Genomic DNA, 18,376 nt, shown 5'->3' with positions numbered 1-18,376 from the left:
AGGAAAGCAACGGTCGAGGGCATGGCATGAGCGGAACAGGGAAGACCACTAAGGAATTTGTGGTGTGCACGGAAGGCGCGACCAGCGACGGTCGATTCATCGAAAAACAGTGGCTAGAACAGGCTGCCAAGAATTACGACCCGAAAAAATATGCGGCGCGCCTCAACTGCGAGCACGTTCGCGGACTAGCGCCGAACGGCCCCTTTAACGCCTTGGGTGACGTGGTATCGCTGCGCACTGGAACCAATAGCGAAGGAAAAACCACGCTGATTGCCGGTATTGAGCCGACCGACCAATTTAAGGCGCTCACCAAAGATCGGCAGAAGATTTACACCTCATGCGAATTCAGCACGTCCTTTGCAGACACCAATGAAGCCTATCTGGTGGGGTTAGCTGCCACTGATTATCCGGCGTCGCTCGGCACCGAAGTGCTGAAGTTTTCCGCCAATCTGCCCGACGATCAAAAGCCGCTCGCGTATTTAAAGCGCGACCCCAAAAACGTCATGACCGAAACAGTCGAGCAGTCATTAGTGCAGTCTGGCGACGATAGCGCCCCTACGCTGCTCGCCCGCGTGAAGCAACTCCTCACGCCGATGCAAAAGAAAACCGAGCAGCTTTCGACAGAAAGCGGCGACGTGCAGGCGGCGCTTGAGTTATTGGCGAGTGAAAACGCCGCACTTCGCGCAGCGCTTGATCAGCGAGCATCCAGTGAAGATGTCGCCGCCTTGAGCGCCCGCCTTGATGCATTGACTGCATCGCTCGACCAAACACCCGCCCACGACTTCAGCACACGACCAATCTCAACCGGTCCAGCCGCTGACACCATCGATTGCTAAGGGAGCGTCATGGAAAACCTGACCCGTCAAAAATTTAACGAATACAAGCAGGACTTGGCGCGCCTTAACGGAGTGAGTAGCGCAAGCGAAAGCTTCGCGGTGGAACCTGCCGTTCAGCAAAAGCTCGAAACGCGCATTCAGGAGTCGAGCGACTTCCTGCGCCGCATCAACGTCGTCGGCGTACGCGATTTGATCGGCGACAAGGTCGGCATGGGCATTTCGACCACGATTGCTGGGCGCACCGACGTCACAAAACGTGATCGTCGCCCCCGGCAGGTGCATGAGCTCAACGCCAACGAATACCGCTGTGAATCCACCGAAATGGACACTGCCGTTACGTGGGCAGAGCTAGATGCGTGGGCAGCACAGCCTAACTTTAAGCAGCGCCTGCGGCAGGCAATTATCCAGCGACAGGCGCTAGACCGCATCATGATCGGTTTTAACGGTACACACGCTGCCGTTGAGAGCGACCGCGATAAAAACCCGCTGCTTGAGGACGTGAATATTGGGTGGCTGGAGCATTATCGTCGCAGTGCCGCTAGCCGCGTTTATTCCGGCGGCACCGTGGGTGATGACGGCGATTTCAATAATCTGGACGCACTAGTGTACGCCGCCATCAATGAGCTCATCGACCCGTGGCATCGTGCCGATACGGCGCTCGTCGCCATCGTTGGGCGCGCGCTCATGACCGATAAATACTTCCCGCTCATTAATAACTTCCCGGAGCCTACCGAGAAGCGAGCAACTGATCTGATCATCAGCCAGCAGCGCATGGGCGGTCAGCAGGCGATTCAGGTGCCGTTCGTGCCTGATAACGCCATTCTGATCACGACGCTTTCAAACCTTTCTATCTACTACCAAAAGCAGGCGCGCCGCAGCTACATCGTGGACAAGCCGGAGCGTAAACGCATCGAAAATTACGACTCCTCCAACGACGCGTACGTAGTCGAGGACTTTGGACGCGGCTGTTTGATTGAAAATATCGAGCTGAAGGGCAGCCAAAAGCCCTCCGCCATCAGCGTGCCGGTATCAACACCGACAATGCCGACAACGCCGGAAAAGCCTGAGACGGAAACCGGCAGTAAAGAAGACGCCGGCGCGTCGACCGATGATCAGCCCGCACAGGCAGGTGGCGAATGAATCCGATTCGCGCCCATCGTATGAAGATCGAGGCCGCCACGCAGGCGGCCCGATCAGGCGATGACTACGGCGGCATCACTGATGAATTTAAAGAGATGCTTCATCGCGACAAGCTACTGCTGAAAGCCGAGCGCTCGGTGACGGCGAAAGAGGCGTTAAAGCGCACGCTGCTCCCTAAATACGCGCCCTATATCGAGGGCGTGATGGAGGCAGGTAACGGGAAGCCAGACCCTCTCTTCTCAACGCTTTTGATATGGCGGCTGGACGCGAGCGATGTCGACGGCGCGCTCGACATGGCCGAGTACGCACTGGCACACGGCCTTGAATCCCCCGATGAGCATCAGCGCACGACGGCTGAAATTCTGATTGAAGTAGGGATTGAGAAGCTCACCAAAGACGGTGTGCTAGTAAGCAATGCACGCCCCACGCTTGAGCGCATCGCGCGCCTGACAGAGGGCGAAAGCATCGTTGATCAAGTGGCCGCCAAGCTCTTTAGGGTGCGCGGTAATGCAGCGCTAAAAGATCAGGATGCCGGGGTCGCCGTCGAACACTTTAAACGCGCGCTTGCCCTTCATCCTGCAGCTGGCTGCAAAGCGGAACTAAAGCGAGCAGAAAAAGAACTTAAGGCGCTAGCGCCTCAAGCCTGACCGAGTCGCCCCGCGACGGGCGGGCCTTGCTCGCGATGATATGCCAACGGCATTGCCTGACCGAACAAATCACCCGCCCACTTTTAAAGGTGATGCGATGAATGACTTTCTAGCCATCGGTGGCGAAAAGCCACATGAGCATGCGGAGCTTATTAAAAACGCGCCCTTCTGGCCCGATATCGACCCGGAGGCGTTTCGCACGGAACATCGCATCACCGACACCATCACCAATAACCGCGTGATATCCGCGCTCACCGCCGCCATCGGCATCACCAATCGGATGCTGCGCGAGTGGCGACGGGCGCACAGTCAATTCGACGCGCTGGGTGACGTGCCGGACTACGAATGGCTGCCGATTGGCGGATTAACGGCGCAATACAAACGTGCCGTATTTAGCGAAGCCCACGCCTTAATCCTAGATCACTACCTAAACGTGGGTGCCACCGGGCGCATGAATGAAGACGACGACAGTCGTCGCGACATGGCGGACACCCATCGGCGCGATGCGCGATGGGCCGTTAACGAAATTCTCGACCGCCCGCACACCACGGTCGAGTTGATATGAGCAACCAGGCCATCGCCCAGCAGGGTGAAACGCTCGACGCACTGTGCTACCGCCTTGGCATTGACTCGTCGCTCGTCGTCACCGTGTACGAATTGAACCGAGGGCTTGCTGATCTTGGGCCGTTATTGCCACAAGGGACGCTTGTCACCATGCCGGACACCATCACGCCGAAACGCTCGGCAAACACCGTCATCAATCTGTGGGACTGACCATGACCAATATGAAGGCATCAACTCGCGCATTAAGCCTGATTGAGGCATTCGAAGGGTTGAACTTCGACGCCTATCCCGACCCCGGCAGCGGCGCGCAGCCATGGACGATTGGCTATGGTCACACGCGCGGCGTGAGACACGGTGATCGCGCAACGCCGCGCCAGATAGTGGGCTATCTACAGATGGATATCGCTAACGCAGAACACAACGTTAATCGTTATGTCAGCGTGGATATCACGCAAAACCAATTCGACGCCCTCATTGATTTTGTGTTCAACCTGGGCGCAGGAAATTTCTCAACGTCGACGCTACTCAAAAAGCTCAACGCGGGCGATATCGAGGGGGCGGCCAGTGAATTTCCGCGCTGGGTGCATTCAGGTGGCAAGGTGATGAGCGGTCTTGTGAGCCGCCGTCACGCCGAGCAGTCGCTCTTTATGCGCCCACAAAATAGCCCGTCGCCCGCGATTAACTGGACAGACGTGGCGATTGATATCACCCGCAAGGAGCATGGCTAATGCCGATTAAAGATCCCGATAGCTGGCGCATCATCATTAACGCGCTGCAGACATGGATGCCGCAGCTCTACGCTTCGGGCCTTGCCTTTATCATCGGGCTGCTGCGGGCACTCTTAAACGGCGGAAAATTCGTGCGCTCGATGCTGGAGGCAATGCTGTGCGGATGCCTGACGCTCGCGGCATTCCCGCTGCTTGATTATTTCGGTTTGAACACCTATCTGGCCGTCGCCATTGGCGCAGCTATCTCGTTTCTCGGCGTGGACTGGTTTCGCGAGCACTTGGCGACCTATCTCGGTAAATGGATTGAGAGGGACCGGCCGTGATCAGCCTCATCATGACCGCCGTCAAAGGGCTACTGCCACGCCTGATACGCGATCTGCCGTGGGTAATCTGCGCGTTTTTAGCCGCTGGCATGTACTGGCAGGGGCATAAGGCGGATGCGCGCGCGACGCAGATCGAGCAGATGAAAAAAGAGACGGCGATCAGCGAGGCGCAGTGGCAATCCCGCATGCGCGACGTCGAGCTTAAGCGTCAGGCGCTGGCTGACAGCGTTGAATCTCACTATTTACAGGAAGAACAGCATGGAACGGATACAACAGAGCGCACTATCAGCTATTTGCGTCGTGGCACTCTCAAGCTGCGCCGCCAACTCGCCGCCCGCGATGCCACCAACCGTCTCATCGCTGCCCAGCATTCATCCACCGCCCGCGATCATGGTCAGACACCAAGCGGACTTCGGGAGCAAGATGCGGAATTTCTTATTCGGTTCGCCGACACCGCCGACAGCCGCACCCGCCAGCTTTCCGCCTGCCAAACGTATCTCGACGGATTAAGCCGATGAAAAAGCTCACCGCGCTGCGCCGCCATTTAATTAACGCCCTGCCGCCCTTTAACACCGACCCCGATGCCTTTTTGGCATTTATCGAGGACGGCAGCATCGAATTCTGGCGCGGTAAAACGCTCACGCACGACTGGCAATACACCGCGCAATTTGTCTTTACCGCATTCGCACTGGATACCGATGTGCTCATAACGGCGTTGCTTCAGTGGCTGGCCGTCTATGAGTCGGAGCTGGATTCGAAAGACGGCATTAAGGTCGAGGCAGAAATTATCGACGAAGCCACGATTGATCTGATCGTGCGCGTTCGGTTAACAGAGAAAGTGGTGGTGGAAGTTGATCGCGACACCGGCACGCTGAAGGCACGTCACACCATGCCGCGCTTTGAAGAAGAGCGTTATTGCGGGCCGTGGGAGCTTTACTTAAACGAAGGCGATCATCTTACGTTCCTGCATAAATGGACGGCAGAGGAAATGAGTAGCTATGGCCGGTGATCTTGGCGATCTTGAAAACTGGGTAGCGCCGCTTTTACAGAAGCTGTCAGCAGGCGAGCGCCGCAAGCTCGCGCGAACGATTGCCACCGACGTGCGCAAAGAGCAGCGCGAGCGTATCAAGGAGCAGCGTGCTCCCGACGGCACAAGCTACACACCACGCAAGCCATCAGCGCGTAAACGTGGGCGAATCAAAGAAAAGGCGATGTTCTCGAAGCTGCGCACTGCGCGATTCATGAAGACAACCGCCACCGCCACTGGCGCATCGATCGAATTTAGAGGCGGTGCAGCCACCATTGCGCGCGTACACCAATACGGGCTGACCGATCGCGTATCACGCAAAAGCCCTTTAAGAGTGCGCTACGCGTCGCGCCCCTTGCTTGGCGTATCGGCGCGCACAGAGAGTATTGTCGAGCGCGCCGTGATTGATCATCTGAAACAACGGTAGCCGTTGGCGTAACGTCAGTTTGTTACACACCGTTTATCTCGCAACGCGGCCCCTTCACTCGCACGATACCGTGCATGAACACACTCAACGACATACACAGAGCGCTGCAGAACCTGATCAGAATTGGTCAGGTATTCGACGTTGATTTAAGCCTCACGCCGCCCAGCGTTCGCGTGCGCGCAGGCGATCTGGAAACAGACTGGATTGCCTGGAGCGCTTCTCGCGCTGCTGCTGTATCGATGTGGGCGGCCCCCGTGATTGGCGAAACTGTGCTCATGCTCGCCCCGAGCGGCGATACGGCAGGCGCAATTATCGTCGCGAGCCTTTACAGCTCGGAGCATCCGACACTGGAACGATCAGGCGATGTGATCGCCCTGCACGTAGACGATGGCACGGTTATTCGCTACGACCGCGCGGCCCATCAGTTGGATGCCACGGTAAACGGCACGGCCAACATTAAAGCGAAGGCAATCAAGCTCACCGGCCCTGTCACTATCGATGGCGCAGTCACCATGACAAAGACGCTAAATGTAAAGGGCAATATCGCCAGCCAGGCCGATGTGAAGGCAGGCAGCATTAGCCTCAAAGGGCATACCCACGGCGGCGTGAAAGGCGGGCCTGATATGACGGGGGCACCGCAATGACCGGCATGAGCCGATTTACAGGCAAGGCGCTCACCGAAAACGCCCATATCGCGCAGTCAATCGGCGACATTCTTACAACGCCTATCGGCACGCGCCTCATTCGACGTTACTACGGCTCACTGCTACCGGAACTCATCGATCAGCCGATGAACGATGAGACACGCCTAAAGCTCATGTCAGCCACCGTCGATGCCATTACACGATGGGAACCTCGCGTGCGTATTCAGGCGGTCGATAGTCTATCCACTGCCGCCGGTCGGCTCACGCTCAAGATTACCGCCGCGCGCGTGCGCGACGCTCAATCGATCGAATTGGAGGTGCGCACATGAGCGCTATCGATCTGTCGCGACTGCCATCACCGCACGTGGTCGAGCCACTGGACGTTGAAACCATTTTTTCCGACATGCTGGCCAACCTTAAAGAGAAAGAACCCACCCTCGTTAATGGGCTGTCAGACTCGGACCCGGCGTGGAAATTGCTGCAAGTGTGCGCTTACCGCGAAATGATCGTTCGACAACGCGTTAATGACGCGGCGCGCGCCGTCATGCTGGCCTACGCGCAAGGAAGCGATCTTGATCAAATTGCCGCGTTGTTTGGCGTCGAGCGACTTGTCATAGATCCGGGGGACGAATCCGCCGTGCCACCGGTGCCCGCCACCTATGAGGGTGACGACAATCTGCGCTACCGCACGCAGATATCACTCGATGGTATTTCAGTGGCAGGGCCAGAAGGAGCGTATAGATTCCACGCATTATCCGTATCGGGCGAGGTGCTCGATGCCTCCGCAACAAGCCCATCGCCGGGCGAGGTACTGGTTACTGTGCTGGCGCGCGCAGGGAATGGGAAGGCATCCAAGGAACTCCTCGATCAGGTCAATCAATCGGTGAATGCCGAAAACGTCCGCCCGCTGACCGATCACGTCACGGTGCAATCTGCCAGCATCAAGGAGTATCGAGTTAAGGCGACGCTGTATCTGTACGCGGGGCCGGATGCTGGTGTGGTGATCGCTGCAGCCAAGGCCGGTGCCGAGCAATACGCGAAAGACCGCCACTTGATTGGTCAGGACGTAACGTTATCGGGGGTATACGGCGCGCTACAGCAGCCGGGCGTTCAGCGTGTCGAGTTGAAGGAGCCCAACGCCAATATCGTGATTGATCGCACCGAGGCGAGTTTCTGCACCGGCATTGATATCACCTTCGGTGGCGTCGATGAGTGATCAATCCCTCTTACCGCCTAACGCCACCGATGCCGAGAACGCCATCGCACTCACCATTGCCCGGATATCACGCATCCCCACGCCGATTAACACCGTGTGGAGTCCAGAAAACTGCCCCGTTGAGTTACTGCCGTGGCTCGCGTGGGCACTGAATTTGCAGACATGGGACAGCACGTGGCCAGAGCATTTAAAGCGTAGGCAGGTCGCCAGCGCCGTGGATATCGCCCGGCGTAAAGGCACGGCGAAGAGCGTGCGCGATGTGATCGCGTCATTTGGATCCTCGGTGGCACTGCGCGAATGGTGGCAGCTAGAGCCAAAGGGCGAGCCCTATACATTCGCGATCACGCTAACGCTCGGTTCGGATGTGCCGCAAACGGCGCAGTTTCAGGAGCAGATCATGCAGGCGGTGGATAGGGCCAAGCCGGTGCGCGCCCACTACACCCTGACCGCTGGCCTTAAGGGCAGCGCCGGCATTGGCGCTATCGCCGTCGCACGCCCATTTGTATACCGACGACTTGAGATGGAGGCTTAGTCATGGCCGAGTTAAAAATGATCATTACCGACAAAGGCAAGGCGGCCATCAAAAGCGCGCTGGAAGCCGGTAAGAATATCGAGATCACGCAGGCGGGCTTTGGCTCCGAAGGTTATACCGCCAACGGTAAGCAGACCGCACTTAAAAAACAGATTAAGCGCGTGGCCAGCGTTGCGGGTGATTCACCGTCGAGCAACATGCTGCATATCGACGTAAAAGACGAAAGCACCGATAGCTACACCGTGAAAGAGGTATCGCTTTATTTAAAAGACGGCACATTCTTTGCCGTCTACGCACAAAAAGACGCCATCGTTGAGAAAGCCGCCGCTGCCATTGTGCTCTTGACGCTTGATATCGCGATCGATGATATCGATGCCACCAAATTCACCTTCGGCGATGCGACTTTTTCAGAGCCGCCCGCCACGACCACGACACGCGGTGTCACGATGCTGTCAGATAGCGTCAGCGACAAAGCAACCGATAAAGCGGCCACAGCCAATGCGGTCAAGCGTGCCAACGACAACGCCAACACGCGAGAAACACCTAAGGGCGCTCAAGATAAGGTGGATGCGCACGCCAAGGCGGGGACGGCGCACAACGCAGGGCAAATTAGCCTCACGCCGCCCGCTGCCTTTAGTGGCAAAAATAGCGTGCAAGACATGCTGACAAGCTTAGGCTCCGCCGCCAAACTCAATGACGGCAATGGGACTGGGGATATTGTCAAAGGGGCGCGTCAGGTTAAGGCTGGGAATGGTCTAACAGGTGGTGGCAACCTGACGGGCGATAGAACCGTTAGCCTCGGCACACCGAGCAAGATTACCGCCAGCAGCAAAAACAGCGCGTCAGGCGACACGCACACACACGAAATCGATAAGGCGAGCACAGAGGGCGCGGGCATCGTGCAGCTAAACGATGCGACCAACAATACCTCGACGAGCCAAGCGGCCACGGCCAATGCGGTTAAGCGTGCCAACGATAACGCCAACACGCGAGAAACGCCGCAAGGCGCGCAGAACAAAGTGAATGCGCACGCCAGTGCCACCTCGGCGCACAAGGCCGAACAGATTACCGCCAAGCCATCTAACGCCTTCAGTGGCAAAAATACGCTGCAAGCGATCGTTGCCGCACTGGGCAGTGCTGCCGCGAAAAACGCCGGTAACGAAGACGGCGATGTAATGCCGGTAGGAGCATTCGGCATTGGCGGTGGCGCAATCCTTATCAACGACAACGATACTATTCAGAACCTGACGCAAAGCGGCCTATATGCCGTCCGCAGGCAGGTGCCGACGGATTGGCCGCAGGGGGCTGGGCATTACGCACAGTTGATCGTCAACCGAGAATCGGAATCGAATGCCTCGTATCTGATCATCGACTCTAAAAATCAGCTATTCGTGGGCTCAGTGTCCAGCGGGAAAATGAATGACTGGCAGCGCGTGACCATGAGCGATGAACTGGCCGCCGTAGCAACGTCAGGCAAGCTTGAGGACTTGGCGGGGGTAGGCGCGTTAGCGCCCTTGGATGTCGCACCGATCAGTAATGGCGGCACCGGGGCGACGAATGCCAACAACGCGATGATGAATTTAGGCTGGTCGAGCAACGCCTCTCACTATACCGACTTCGATCGAAGTCTCGACGGCGTGAAACCGGGTGTTTATCAGTGGGACAACGGCACTAAAAATCGCCCTAGCGGGATGGCCACCGGTGGCCCAGTGCTTATCATGAAGCGCAGCGGACCATCGGCAAAAATGGGCGTGATGATTGTTGGCGCGGCAGGCGGCAGCAATAACACCATCAACCAATTTAACGCCTCGCAGCTGTGGCTGCGCGCTACAGATTCAGCGGGCACGTGGTCAAAATGGACGCGCCTAGCTACTAACGATGATGTGATTCCTATTGAAAACGGCGGCACCGGCGCAACAAGCGCCGAAAGCGCAAGAAAGGCGCTGGGTTTGGCAGAGCTTGCCAACACGGCAAAATGGGGCGATATCAAGGAAAAACCGGCGTTTGGGGATGCTGCGCTAAAGGGCGTCGCAGGGCTTAATAAAGAACCCTACGACTACACACTGTGGAAAGGAAAATATAACGACCTGACGCTCGCCGGAGATATTTACACAGTGGTTGCGGCACTGCCGAAGGCGGCGAAAACCGGCAGCTACAATGATTTGAAAAATACGCCGCCAATTGGCAATGAGCTGCCCGTAGGAAGCCCCCAGCCGTGGCCGACGGACACTGCGCCAGCAGGCTGGCTATTGTGCGACGGGCGCGCCTTTGACAAAGGGAAGTGCCCGCAGCTAGCCAAGGTGTATACCAATGGCCGAACGCCTGATTTGCGCGGCTATTTCATACGTGCAAAAGATGGTGGGCGCGGTATTGATGTCGATAAAAATCGCGCGGTGCTCTCCACGCAAGATCAAGATATGCGATCGCACCGGCACGATAAGGGAACACTTTCGACAGCGCGCGCCGGGAAGCATGGCCATAACGTTAATATCTATGGCGCGGGCGGGCATTCTCATAACGTTGCATATAGCTCATGGTCAGCACCCGGGGATAGCAATGGCAGGCAGTTGATGAACGCGGGCGGAAGCAGCGAGAACAAAGCAACCTCATGGGTAGACGATCACGTACATAACGCCACTATCGACGAAAGCGGCGATCATTATCACGATGTGACAGGCGATACGGGGTATGCGGGAGGCGCAGAAACGCGCCCTAAAAACATCGCATTTAACTATATCGTCCGCGCAGCGTAACAATCGCGAGCTATCGTTACGCCCGTGAGACTCCCCTGTCAGGCCGCCATAAAAAGCGGCCTTTTTTTTGTGCAGCTATTAAGCGTCACGCTGCGTTCTTACACAGCGAATTGCTCGCCCCGCTAGTATTCATCCACGACCATGAACCGACCCAATCACCCTAGGGATATACTTCATGGCTGGCGACTATCATCACGGCGTCAACGTGGTCGAGATCAATAACGGCACGCAAACCATCCGCACGATTGCGACCGCCGTTATTGGCATCGTCTGCACGTCTAAGGACGCAGACAGCAAGACATTTCCTCTCAATACCCCCGTGCTGCTGCACGATCTGCCTACCGCTATTGGTAAGGCGGGAGTATCTGGCACGCTCGCCCCATCATTGACCGCGATTAGCAATCAGGTCAGCGCCCCCGTCGTCGTGGTCCGCGTTGAAGAAGATTCCAAGGCACCGGCGAAAACCGATGGCGGGAAAGAGAGCGGCACTAAAGACGGTGCCACCGATACGCTAAAAGCCAACATCATCGGTACTACTACAAGCGCTGGCAAAAAAACCGGCTTGCAGGCACTACTCACCGCGCAGTCGACGCTCGGTGTAACGCCTCGCATCTTGGGCGTGCCTGGCATCATCGACAGTGATGTGACGGCAGCGCTTGTCAGCGTCGCGCAGCAGATCAAGGGCTTTGCATACGCCGTGGTCGATGCCGAAAACGTGCAAGCGGCAAGCCTTGCGCGAGAGGACTTCGGGGCGCGCGAGCTTATGCTGATCTACGGCGACTTCACCGGCTTTGACGTGGCGTCCAGCAAGGAAGCCACCATCTCATCGGTCGCCGTCGCGCTGGGACTGCGTGCGCGCACCGATCAGGAAGTCGGCTGGCATCGCTGCCTATCAAATCTGCCCGTTAACGGCGTCACAGGCGTTACCAAGCCAGTGTCGTGGGATTTGCAGAACAGCAATACCGACGCCGACGAATTGAATAGCCACGATATTACCGCCCTCATTCAGAAATCCGGTTACCGATTCTGGGGCGTGCGTACCTGCGATGCCTCGGGCAGCTTTGCATTCGAATCCTACACCCGCACCGCACAAGTGCTGGCGCAAACCATTGCGGAGGCGCACTTCTCCTTTATCGATCGGCCATTAACACCGATGACTGCACGGGACATCATCGACGGCGTTAACGCGAAGCTTCGTATGCTGAAAACGCAGGGCTACATTCTGGGCGGCGAAGCGTGGATTGATGAGAAGAAAAACGGCGCGGAAGAGATCAAGGGCGGCAAGCTGATCATCAACTACAAATACACGCCGGTACCGCCGCTCGAAAGCCTGGGATTCGAGCAGGAAATCACCGATAGCTATCTGGCGGACTTCGCCGCTCAAGTAAACGCATAACCAAGCGCCTTGAGCGCGTAGGAGAATCAGCATGGCGATGCCACGCAAGCTAAAAGACCTGAACCTTTTTACCAACGGTGATGACTGGAAAGGTGAGATCGCTACCGTTACGCCGCCCAAATTGCAGCGCAACATGGTCGAGTACCGGGGCGGCGGCATGCAAGGGCCGATTGAGATCGATATGGGCCTGCAGAAGCTCGAAATGAGTTTCGTGGTCGCGGGATTTGCCGCCGAGCATTTTAAGAACTGGGGCACGCATATTGCCGACACCGACACGCTGCGCTTTCGTGGCTCATATGAGAGTGACGAGACCGGCGAAGTGCGGGCGGTCGAGATTACTTGCCGTGGCCGGTACTCCAATATCGACATGGGCGATGCCAAGCTAGGTGAAGATACCCAGCACACCATCACCGCATCGCTCAATTACTACCGACTGGTCGATAACGGCAAGGAGCTGATCGAGGTCGATATCATCAACAACATCTGCAAGGTAGATGGCGTTGATCGACTGGCAGAACGCCGCCGTGCACTCGGCATGGCATAAGCATCACCACCCCCCTGAAAATCATCGGGCAGCGGTGCTGCCCGTCTAGCGAAGAGAACTAAGCCATGAGTAAAGAACAGGCAACTACCATCACCCAGGCGAAGCCGCACACCGTGACGCTGGAAACGCCCATCACCGATGGCGGCGAAGAGATCAAAGAGGTCACGCTACGTGCACCCAAGGCAGGCTCGCTACGCGGAATCTCGCTCGCCGATGCGGTGCGCATGGACGCAGATGCCATCGTAAAGCTAGTGCCGCGCATCTCATCACCGGCGCTGACAGAACATCAGATGAATCAGTTGTCCGCAGCTGACCTCTTCGCGTTCGGCAGTGAGATCGTGAGTTTTTTGTTGCCGCAGCAGAGTCAGGCAGCGGAATAAAGCTGCCCGTGAGAGTGGAAGACGCGATGGCCGATATCGCCACCATCTTCCACTGGTCGCCCGGCGACATGGCCGACATGACGCTCACCGAACTGATGGAGTATCGAGAGCGAGCACGGGTTAGAAGTGGCGCAGAAGAGTAGCCCCAGTAAATCACGACAGGAAGCGGCGCAGTGGCGAATCCCTTAAAGCTTGAGGTGCTCTTGGGTGCGGTGGATAAAGCCACTGCGCCGCTTAACCGTGTGAGCCAAAGCTCAAAAGCGGCGGCGGCGCGCCTCGGGGAGCTTCGGGAGCAGCAGCGACAGGTCAATCGCGTACAAAAAGACGTTGAGGGATACCGTAAGACGCGGGAAGCGCTCCGGGAAAATGAGGCCGCGCTGGCCAAGGTGAACGCGTCGCTAAAGGGGCATAAGGACAGGCTGGACACTGCGCGCGAGGCGCAAAAAAGTGCGACGCGAGTCGCTAAAAGCGCTGAAAGGGATTATCAGCGTCTAGCAGAACAGGTATTGAATGGAAGAAGCGCTAACCAGGCACTGAATACCGAGCTTGAGAAAGCTCGAATCCGTCTCACCATGTTTCGTCAGCAATCCAACAAGGCGGCTGGCGAAACGGCTAGATACGCACGGCTCGTCAGAAGCGCCGAGGGCGAAGAGAAGAAGCTGTCAGGCAGCACCGAGCGCCTTAGCCGCGACGTGGGTATCTACAGCGACAAACTCAAAAAGGCGGGCGTAGATACCAACACGTTAGGATTCACCGCGCTAGGGCTTAAGCGGCGCGAGGATGCGCTAACAGCATCGATCACGCGTCAGCGAGAACAGCTCGACCGGTTAGGACAAAAACAAGAGCAGGTAAATAAGGCCCGCGAACGCTATCAGCACGGCATGCAGTTTAGAAACAACACTGCCATCACCGGCGTGACCGGTATGGGCGTCGCCGCAGGCACTTACCGGATGCTTCACGCGCCCATTGAGGAGGCGCAAAACTATGAAGTAGAAACGGCACGCGTCAACGGTCAGGGGCTTGGGCATGAGGCGACGCAGCGAGCGCTTCAGTACGTAAAAGATCATCAGGCATACGGTGTGAGTGGGCTAGACAGTTTGACGCTATTACGCGATGCCCGCTCTATTTATGCAGATCAGGACGAAGCTGAGTCGATCATGCCGATGCTGCAAAAGGCGTTCTTTGCGAATAGAGCGCTTTATAGCGATATGGCCCCGGAAGAGATCGAGCGCAATCTGCAAAACGCGATTCGAATCACCGAGCTACGCGGCGGCGCGAATGACCCGAAAGAGTTTGCACGCCAGCTCAACATGCAGCAGCAGGTGGTCAACGCAACAGGTGGGCGCGTGGATAGCACGCAGATTCTCGACTTCGTTAAAAAGTCAGGCGTGTATGGCAAAGGCTTTGATAACGCCGCGCTCTATTACACGATGGAACCGCTGATTCAGGAGATGGGCGGCTTCACCGCGGGCCAATCAGCCATGTCTCTTTATCAGAACCTATATCAGGGCAAGACAACCAAAGTGGCGGCCAGCAAGCTCACTGATCTAGGGCTTATAGCAGACCCGTCGAAAATCAAATTCGACAAGGTGGATCAGCAGGCATTTATTGGCCCGGGCAACCTGAAAGGCGGCGATCTATTCAAGCGCAATCCGGTTGAATGGGTAGAGAAAATACTGCTCCCGCAGTTGGCCGAGAACGGCATTACGAAACAGTCGGACATACTGGACGCGATTGGCTCGATTGTGACCAATCGCAATGGCGCGAACTTTCTGGCCAACATCGTCCAGCAGTTACCCCGCATTCAGAAAAACGCCAAGCTGAACGCCAAGGCCGATGACGTTGATCAGATGCACGACAGTGCGCTTAAAACAACGCGCGGGAAAGAAATCGAAGCCGAAGCGCGCCGCGCCGATCTGTATCGTCAGATGGGCACTGACCTCATGCCGCTTTACAACAAAGCACTGGAAAAGATAGCGGCAACGATCAAGACCATCACCGAGTGGATGGAAAAGAATCCACGGGCTGCAAAGGCAATGCTGACAGCCTTCGCGGGATTTGGCGCGATCGCGGGGGTACTCGGCGGCGTCGCGCTGGCGACAGCCAGCATTATTGGCCCCATTGTCACGATCGACTTCTTATTTCGTCGCATGGGAATCGCGGCGCAGGGAACAGGCAAAAGCGTTGGGATATTGGGGCGTAGCTTTGGGTGGCTGGCAGCCCCGATCAAATTGGCCGGCCGCGCTATTCGAGCCCTACCCAAGGCGCTATTGCTAATTAGTCGGGGTATCTGGCTCGTCGCGCGTGCCGCCGTCGGACTGGCGGTGGCGAATCCCGTTATAGCCGCAATCGTCGTAGCGGTGGCAGCGCTAGGGGCTGCTGCCTATCTGATTTACCAACACTGGGGCGCGATCAGCCAATTCTTTAAAGACCGCTGGAAAGACGTGGAAGATGCCTTCCATGGCGGTATCGGCAAGGTGAGCGAGCTGCTCGTCAATTGGTCGCCCCAAGGGCTGGTATACAAAGGCATCTCGGCGCTCTTGAGCTATCTGGGCGTTGATGTGCCCAGCAATCTATTCGATGCCGGTAAGGCTATGATCAATGGACTGTGGGACGGCATGAAGTCGATGTGGGAAAAAGTGGCAGGCTGGTTTGACGGCGTTGGCAACTGGATAAAGGAGAAGATGCCTTTCAGTGGCCATTGGGAAGTGACGCCACCGGCGGTACCCATCAACAAAGACGCGCCATGGGCGAAGCAAACCCCATGGAAGTCAGAGACTCCCCAAAAGCCGTCGAAGCTAACGCCAGAGCGACAGGGTGCAATGAAAGTTGCCGCCAAGACCGCTATGTGGACCGGTGCAACCATGCCAGCCTTCGCAGGCGCTGCGCTGCCATCGGTTAACGACCCGGCAAGCATCATTCAGATGGACACACGCCCGCCCGTCATCGCTCCCGCCGCCGCACCGGCGAATCACGACAACCGTCAATACAGCATCACTATTCACGCCGCACCAGGCATGGACGAGCGAGCAGTGGCGCGCCATGTAAGCGATGAGATAGACCGGCGTGATCGCCAGAAGAAGGCTCGCGAGCGCTCATTGATGACCGACCGGAGATAACGCCATGATGATGATTCTCGGACAATTCGTCTTTCAGCGCGTGACCGTCCCCTATCAACAGCTGCAGCGATCGAGTGAATACCGGCATCCGGCACAAGAACGAATCGGCCAGCGGCCGGCCCGCCAGTTTGTGGGACCAGGGGAGGACACGATTACCCTCACCGGCGAATTGTTGCCGGAGTTTACCGGCGGTCGCCTTACCTTCGATCAGCTACGCAAAATGGCTGACAGCGGCAAAGCATGGCCGCTGATCGAGGCCACGGGCCGGATGTATGGCTGGTGGGTAATCGGCAGTATCGAGGAGACCTCAAGCGAGTTTATGGTCGATGGACTCGCCCAGCGCATCGAATTTTCGATGACGCTCTCACATGTTGATAACCCCTCGGTGAACGACTTGGGCCAGCAGGAGCTTAACGAGTACACCACCGGCACCGGCCAGATAGCATCCGTCGGTCAAATGGCGGGAATGATACCGTGATCACGTGGGCAGACAGTGCCGCATCGGGCAACAACACGCCGAGCTATCGGTTAACGCTGGCAGGCGTCGATATTACGCCACGGTTTAATGGTCGGTTGTCGAGTCTGTCACTCACCGATTCGCGCGACGGTACGTCAGATCAACTCGATATCACGCTCGTTAACCATGATGGGCGCACACCTATTCCTGAAAACGGCAAAAAGCTGTCAATCGCCATCGGCTGGAATAATGACCTAACCGAAAAGGGCGACTTCATCATCAACGAAGTCGAAATCACAGGGCCGCCCGATATCATCACCGTTCGCGCCCGCGCTGTTGATACCACCGCGACGCTGCCGGGACAGAAAACGCGTTCATGGCATCGGACTACCATTGGCGAGATCGTCGATAAGATTGCGGCAGAACATTCACTCATATCCGCCTGCAGCGAAAGCTTCAGGGCAGCTCGTGTTAACCATATCGACCAGACCAGCGAGAGTGATCTTAACTTCTTAATTCGACTAGGCGAGCGTAACGACGCCATCGCTTCCATCAAGGCCGGGCGCTTACTATTCGTTAAAAAGGGGCAAAGCACATCGGCAAGCGGCACCGCGCTCCCCACAATCTCAATCGAAAAAAGGAGCGTCAGCAACTTCAGCTACGTGCGCACCGTATCTGATAGCTACGCGGGCGTGAAGGCGCACTACAACGAGAAGAAAGGTGCCAAGTACAAGTACGTCATCGCTGGAAGCGGTGACAACGTGCGTGAGCTAAAAGCGACCTATGCGACCAAGGACGATGCCGCTGCAGCTGCAGAAGCGGAATGGGCGCGCATTAAACGTGGTGTAGAGGGATTAGACATGGCGCTCGCCATGGGACGCGCCGATATCCTCGTGGAGTCACCGATCAACGCACAGGGATTCGGGGAACTCATTGATGATCAGCAATGGGTGGCCACCGAGATAACCCACCGCCTTGACTCCATTGGATTTATCACCAGCATTAAATGTGAAGTGAAGCAGTAGAGTATGAAGCGCCTATAGTGAGGCGCTTCTTAATATTATCGACAAATAGTAAAACCGCTAATGCTCCATATCGTCCATATCTAGCCACGACTTATCGTACACGTTTAAATCGCATACTTTTATAAACTTATCGGATGCTTTAGTGGAACCGTCTACAGGAACTCTAATGCTTCCTCTTTTGCCGCCTATAACATAGCTTAACGATAAAGGTTCTTTGGCATTCCTCAACATGTAAAGCGCGTGATTGACTTGATTAGAGAACTCACCGGAGACTTGGACATACTGGGAGTTTCTTCTTTTCATTTCAGGCCATTTAAAGTCAACATAATCATCTTTTGATGACAACACTATTTTCATACCAGGCACACTAGGATTTTCTATATCATCAGACCCCGGTGATAAAAATATAACGGAGAAAAAGGGCGTATCTTCAACGCAGTCAAATACAATTCCTGAATCTTCAAAAGATGGATAATATAAAGCGGCATTACCCACTCTAACCGGTTTTTCAAACTGGACAACAGTACTCATCCATGAATCTGTTTTCCAAGCAGCAAAACTAGATGATGAAAATAAAAGTGATATGATTAAAGCAGCTGTCTTTTTCATAGCTATATG

At 56.2% G+C, this 18,376-nt stretch carries 23 protein-coding genes; 22 read left to right on the top strand and 1 reads right to left on the bottom strand.

Translation table 11 applies throughout. The features are described from left to right. The first annotated feature begins 26 nt into the window (after positions 1–26). From R84865_RS08140 to R84865_RS08035, 22 genes are all read left to right on the top strand, one after another. Positions 27–836 carry a GPO family capsid scaffolding protein gene (locus tag R84865_RS08140; protein WP_435637128.1) on the top strand — a complete coding sequence of 270 codons (810 nt, stop codon included), beginning with the start codon at positions 27–29 and terminating at the stop codon, positions 834–836. A gap of 9 nt (positions 837–845) precedes the next feature. Next, the gene (locus R84865_RS08135; RefSeq protein ID WP_435637129.1) at positions 846–1,976 is read left to right on the top strand and encodes a phage major capsid protein, P2 family; all 1,131 of its coding nucleotides are present in this window, start codon (positions 846–848) and stop codon (positions 1,974–1,976) included. Next, positions 1,973–2,623, top strand: a complete 651-nt coding sequence (gpM, locus tag R84865_RS08130; protein ID WP_435637130.1) for a phage terminase small subunit — start codon at positions 1,973–1,975, stop codon at positions 2,621–2,623. The genes R84865_RS08135 and gpM overlap by 4 nt, the downstream gene beginning before the upstream one ends. Positions 2,624–2,720: 97 nt before the next feature. Beyond that, the gene (locus R84865_RS08125) at positions 2,721–3,188 is read left to right on the top strand and encodes a head completion/stabilization protein (RefSeq protein ID WP_435637131.1); all 468 of its coding nucleotides are present in this window, start codon (positions 2,721–2,723) and stop codon (positions 3,186–3,188) included. Beyond that, a complete protein-coding gene (locus tag R84865_RS08120) occupies positions 3,185–3,397 on the top strand; it encodes a tail protein X (protein ID WP_435637132.1) in 213 nt (70 codons plus the stop codon). The genes R84865_RS08125 and R84865_RS08120 overlap by 4 nt, the downstream gene beginning before the upstream one ends. 2 nt (positions 3,398–3,399) lie before the next feature. Continuing rightward, positions 3,400–3,915, top strand: a complete 516-nt coding sequence (locus tag R84865_RS08115; protein ID WP_435637133.1) for a lysozyme — start codon at positions 3,400–3,402, stop codon at positions 3,913–3,915. Further along, entirely contained in the window at positions 3,915–4,238 is a 324-nt protein-coding gene (locus R84865_RS08110; RefSeq protein ID WP_435637134.1) for a phage holin, lambda family, read from the top strand. The genes R84865_RS08115 and R84865_RS08110 overlap by 1 nt, the downstream gene beginning before the upstream one ends. Further along, on the top strand, positions 4,235–4,756 hold the full coding sequence (locus R84865_RS08105) for a hypothetical protein (RefSeq protein ID WP_435637135.1): 522 nt from the start codon (positions 4,235–4,237) through the stop codon (positions 4,754–4,756). The genes R84865_RS08110 and R84865_RS08105 overlap by 4 nt, the downstream gene beginning before the upstream one ends. After that, entirely contained in the window at positions 4,753–5,247 is a 495-nt protein-coding gene (locus R84865_RS08100; protein WP_435637136.1) for a phage tail protein, read from the top strand. The genes R84865_RS08105 and R84865_RS08100 overlap by 4 nt, the downstream gene beginning before the upstream one ends. After that, positions 5,237–5,692 (top strand): phage virion morphogenesis protein, encoded by a 456-nt coding sequence (locus R84865_RS08095; RefSeq protein ID WP_435637137.1) that lies wholly within the window; start codon positions 5,237–5,239, stop codon positions 5,690–5,692. The genes R84865_RS08100 and R84865_RS08095 overlap by 11 nt, the downstream gene beginning before the upstream one ends. 74 nt (positions 5,693–5,766) lie before the next feature. Then, on the top strand, positions 5,767–6,336 hold the full coding sequence (locus tag R84865_RS08090; RefSeq protein ID WP_435637138.1) for a phage baseplate assembly protein V: 570 nt from the start codon (positions 5,767–5,769) through the stop codon (positions 6,334–6,336). Between the two features lie 5 nt (positions 6,337–6,341). Further along, positions 6,342–6,665, top strand: a complete 324-nt coding sequence (locus R84865_RS08085) for a GPW/gp25 family protein (RefSeq protein WP_435637139.1) — start codon at positions 6,342–6,344, stop codon at positions 6,663–6,665. Then, a complete protein-coding gene (locus tag R84865_RS08080; protein ID WP_435637140.1) occupies positions 6,662–7,552 on the top strand; it encodes a baseplate assembly protein in 891 nt (296 codons plus the stop codon). The genes R84865_RS08085 and R84865_RS08080 overlap by 4 nt, the downstream gene beginning before the upstream one ends. Then, complete coding sequence (locus R84865_RS08075) at positions 7,545–8,084, top strand: phage tail protein I (RefSeq protein WP_435637141.1); 540 nt, start codon at positions 7,545–7,547, stop codon at positions 8,082–8,084. The genes R84865_RS08080 and R84865_RS08075 overlap by 8 nt, the downstream gene beginning before the upstream one ends. A 2-nt stretch (positions 8,085–8,086) precedes the next feature. Continuing rightward, the gene (locus tag R84865_RS08070; RefSeq protein ID WP_435637142.1) at positions 8,087–10,837 is read left to right on the top strand and encodes a tail fiber protein; all 2,751 of its coding nucleotides are present in this window, start codon (positions 8,087–8,089) and stop codon (positions 10,835–10,837) included. A gap of 175 nt (positions 10,838–11,012) precedes the next feature. After that, the gene (locus tag R84865_RS08065) at positions 11,013–12,233 is read left to right on the top strand and encodes a phage tail sheath subtilisin-like domain-containing protein (RefSeq protein ID WP_435637143.1); all 1,221 of its coding nucleotides are present in this window, start codon (positions 11,013–11,015) and stop codon (positions 12,231–12,233) included. 31 nt (positions 12,234–12,264) lie between these two features. Then, positions 12,265–12,777, top strand: coding sequence for a phage major tail tube protein (locus R84865_RS08060; protein ID WP_435637144.1), 513 nt, complete (start codon positions 12,265–12,267; stop codon positions 12,775–12,777). A 65-nt stretch (positions 12,778–12,842) separates the two neighbouring features. After that, complete coding sequence (locus tag R84865_RS08055) at positions 12,843–13,157, top strand: phage tail assembly protein (protein ID WP_435637145.1); 315 nt, start codon at positions 12,843–12,845, stop codon at positions 13,155–13,157. 8 nt (positions 13,158–13,165) lie between these two features. Then, on the top strand, positions 13,166–13,300 hold the full coding sequence (locus tag R84865_RS08050; RefSeq protein ID WP_435639353.1) for a GpE family phage tail protein: 135 nt from the start codon (positions 13,166–13,168) through the stop codon (positions 13,298–13,300). A 30-nt stretch (positions 13,301–13,330) separates the two neighbouring features. Next, positions 13,331–16,276: a hypothetical protein gene (locus tag R84865_RS08045; RefSeq protein ID WP_435637147.1), complete on the top strand. Its 2,946-nt coding sequence runs from the start codon at positions 13,331–13,333 to the stop codon at positions 16,274–16,276. 4 nt (positions 16,277–16,280) lie between these two features. After that, positions 16,281–16,754 carry a phage tail protein gene (locus R84865_RS08040; protein WP_435637148.1) on the top strand — a complete coding sequence of 158 codons (474 nt, stop codon included), beginning with the start codon at positions 16,281–16,283 and terminating at the stop codon, positions 16,752–16,754. Continuing rightward, a complete protein-coding gene (locus R84865_RS08035) occupies positions 16,751–17,758 on the top strand; it encodes a contractile injection system protein, VgrG/Pvc8 family (protein WP_435637149.1) in 1,008 nt (335 codons plus the stop codon). The genes R84865_RS08040 and R84865_RS08035 overlap by 4 nt, the downstream gene beginning before the upstream one ends. A gap of 57 nt (positions 17,759–17,815) precedes the next feature. On the opposite strand, the gene R84865_RS08030 is transcribed toward R84865_RS08035, so the two are convergent. Beyond that, positions 17,816–18,367 carry a hypothetical protein gene (locus R84865_RS08030; RefSeq protein WP_435637150.1) on the bottom strand — a complete coding sequence of 184 codons (552 nt, stop codon included), beginning with the start codon at positions 18,365–18,367 and terminating at the stop codon, positions 17,816–17,818. Positions 18,368–18,376 lie beyond the last annotated feature (9 nt).

Origin of the sequence: Carnimonas bestiolae, from assembly GCF_051251145.1 — a bacterium.
Taxonomy (GTDB): domain Bacteria; phylum Pseudomonadota; class Gammaproteobacteria; order Pseudomonadales; family Halomonadaceae; genus Carnimonas; species Carnimonas bestiolae.
Note: the sequence above shows the minus strand (reverse complement) of the source record. Positions and strands in the feature narration are given on the sequence as shown.

Coding starts and splice junctions, on each gene's coding strand:
- R84865_RS08140 (WP_435637128.1), top strand. CDS start 27: ATGAGCGGAACAGGGAAGACCACTAAGGAATTTGTGGTGTGCACGGAA.
- R84865_RS08135 (WP_435637129.1), top strand. CDS start 846: ATGGAAAACCTGACCCGTCAAAAATTTAACGAATACAAGCAGGACTTG.
- gpM (WP_435637130.1), top strand. CDS start 1,973: ATGAATCCGATTCGCGCCCATCGTATGAAGATCGAGGCCGCCACGCAG.
- R84865_RS08125 (WP_435637131.1), top strand. CDS start 2,721: ATGAATGACTTTCTAGCCATCGGTGGCGAAAAGCCACATGAGCATGCG.
- R84865_RS08120 (WP_435637132.1), top strand. CDS start 3,185: ATGAGCAACCAGGCCATCGCCCAGCAGGGTGAAACGCTCGACGCACTG.
- R84865_RS08115 (WP_435637133.1), top strand. CDS start 3,400: ATGACCAATATGAAGGCATCAACTCGCGCATTAAGCCTGATTGAGGCA.
- R84865_RS08110 (WP_435637134.1), top strand. CDS start 3,915: ATGCCGATTAAAGATCCCGATAGCTGGCGCATCATCATTAACGCGCTG.
- R84865_RS08100 (WP_435637136.1), top strand. CDS start 4,753: ATGAAAAAGCTCACCGCGCTGCGCCGCCATTTAATTAACGCCCTGCCG.
- R84865_RS08095 (WP_435637137.1), top strand. CDS start 5,237: ATGGCCGGTGATCTTGGCGATCTTGAAAACTGGGTAGCGCCGCTTTTA.
- R84865_RS08090 (WP_435637138.1), top strand. CDS start 5,767: ATGAACACACTCAACGACATACACAGAGCGCTGCAGAACCTGATCAGA.
- R84865_RS08085 (WP_435637139.1), top strand. CDS start 6,342: ATGAGCCGATTTACAGGCAAGGCGCTCACCGAAAACGCCCATATCGCG.
- R84865_RS08080 (WP_435637140.1), top strand. CDS start 6,662: ATGAGCGCTATCGATCTGTCGCGACTGCCATCACCGCACGTGGTCGAG.
- R84865_RS08075 (WP_435637141.1), top strand. CDS start 7,545: ATGAGTGATCAATCCCTCTTACCGCCTAACGCCACCGATGCCGAGAAC.
- R84865_RS08070 (WP_435637142.1), top strand. CDS start 8,087: ATGGCCGAGTTAAAAATGATCATTACCGACAAAGGCAAGGCGGCCATC.
- R84865_RS08065 (WP_435637143.1), top strand. CDS start 11,013: ATGGCTGGCGACTATCATCACGGCGTCAACGTGGTCGAGATCAATAAC.
- R84865_RS08060 (WP_435637144.1), top strand. CDS start 12,265: ATGGCGATGCCACGCAAGCTAAAAGACCTGAACCTTTTTACCAACGGT.
- R84865_RS08055 (WP_435637145.1), top strand. CDS start 12,843: ATGAGTAAAGAACAGGCAACTACCATCACCCAGGCGAAGCCGCACACC.
- R84865_RS08040 (WP_435637148.1), top strand. CDS start 16,281: ATGATGATGATTCTCGGACAATTCGTCTTTCAGCGCGTGACCGTCCCC.
- R84865_RS08030 (WP_435637150.1), bottom strand. CDS start 18,367: ATGAAAAAGACAGCTGCTTTAATCATATCACTTTTATTTTCATCATCT.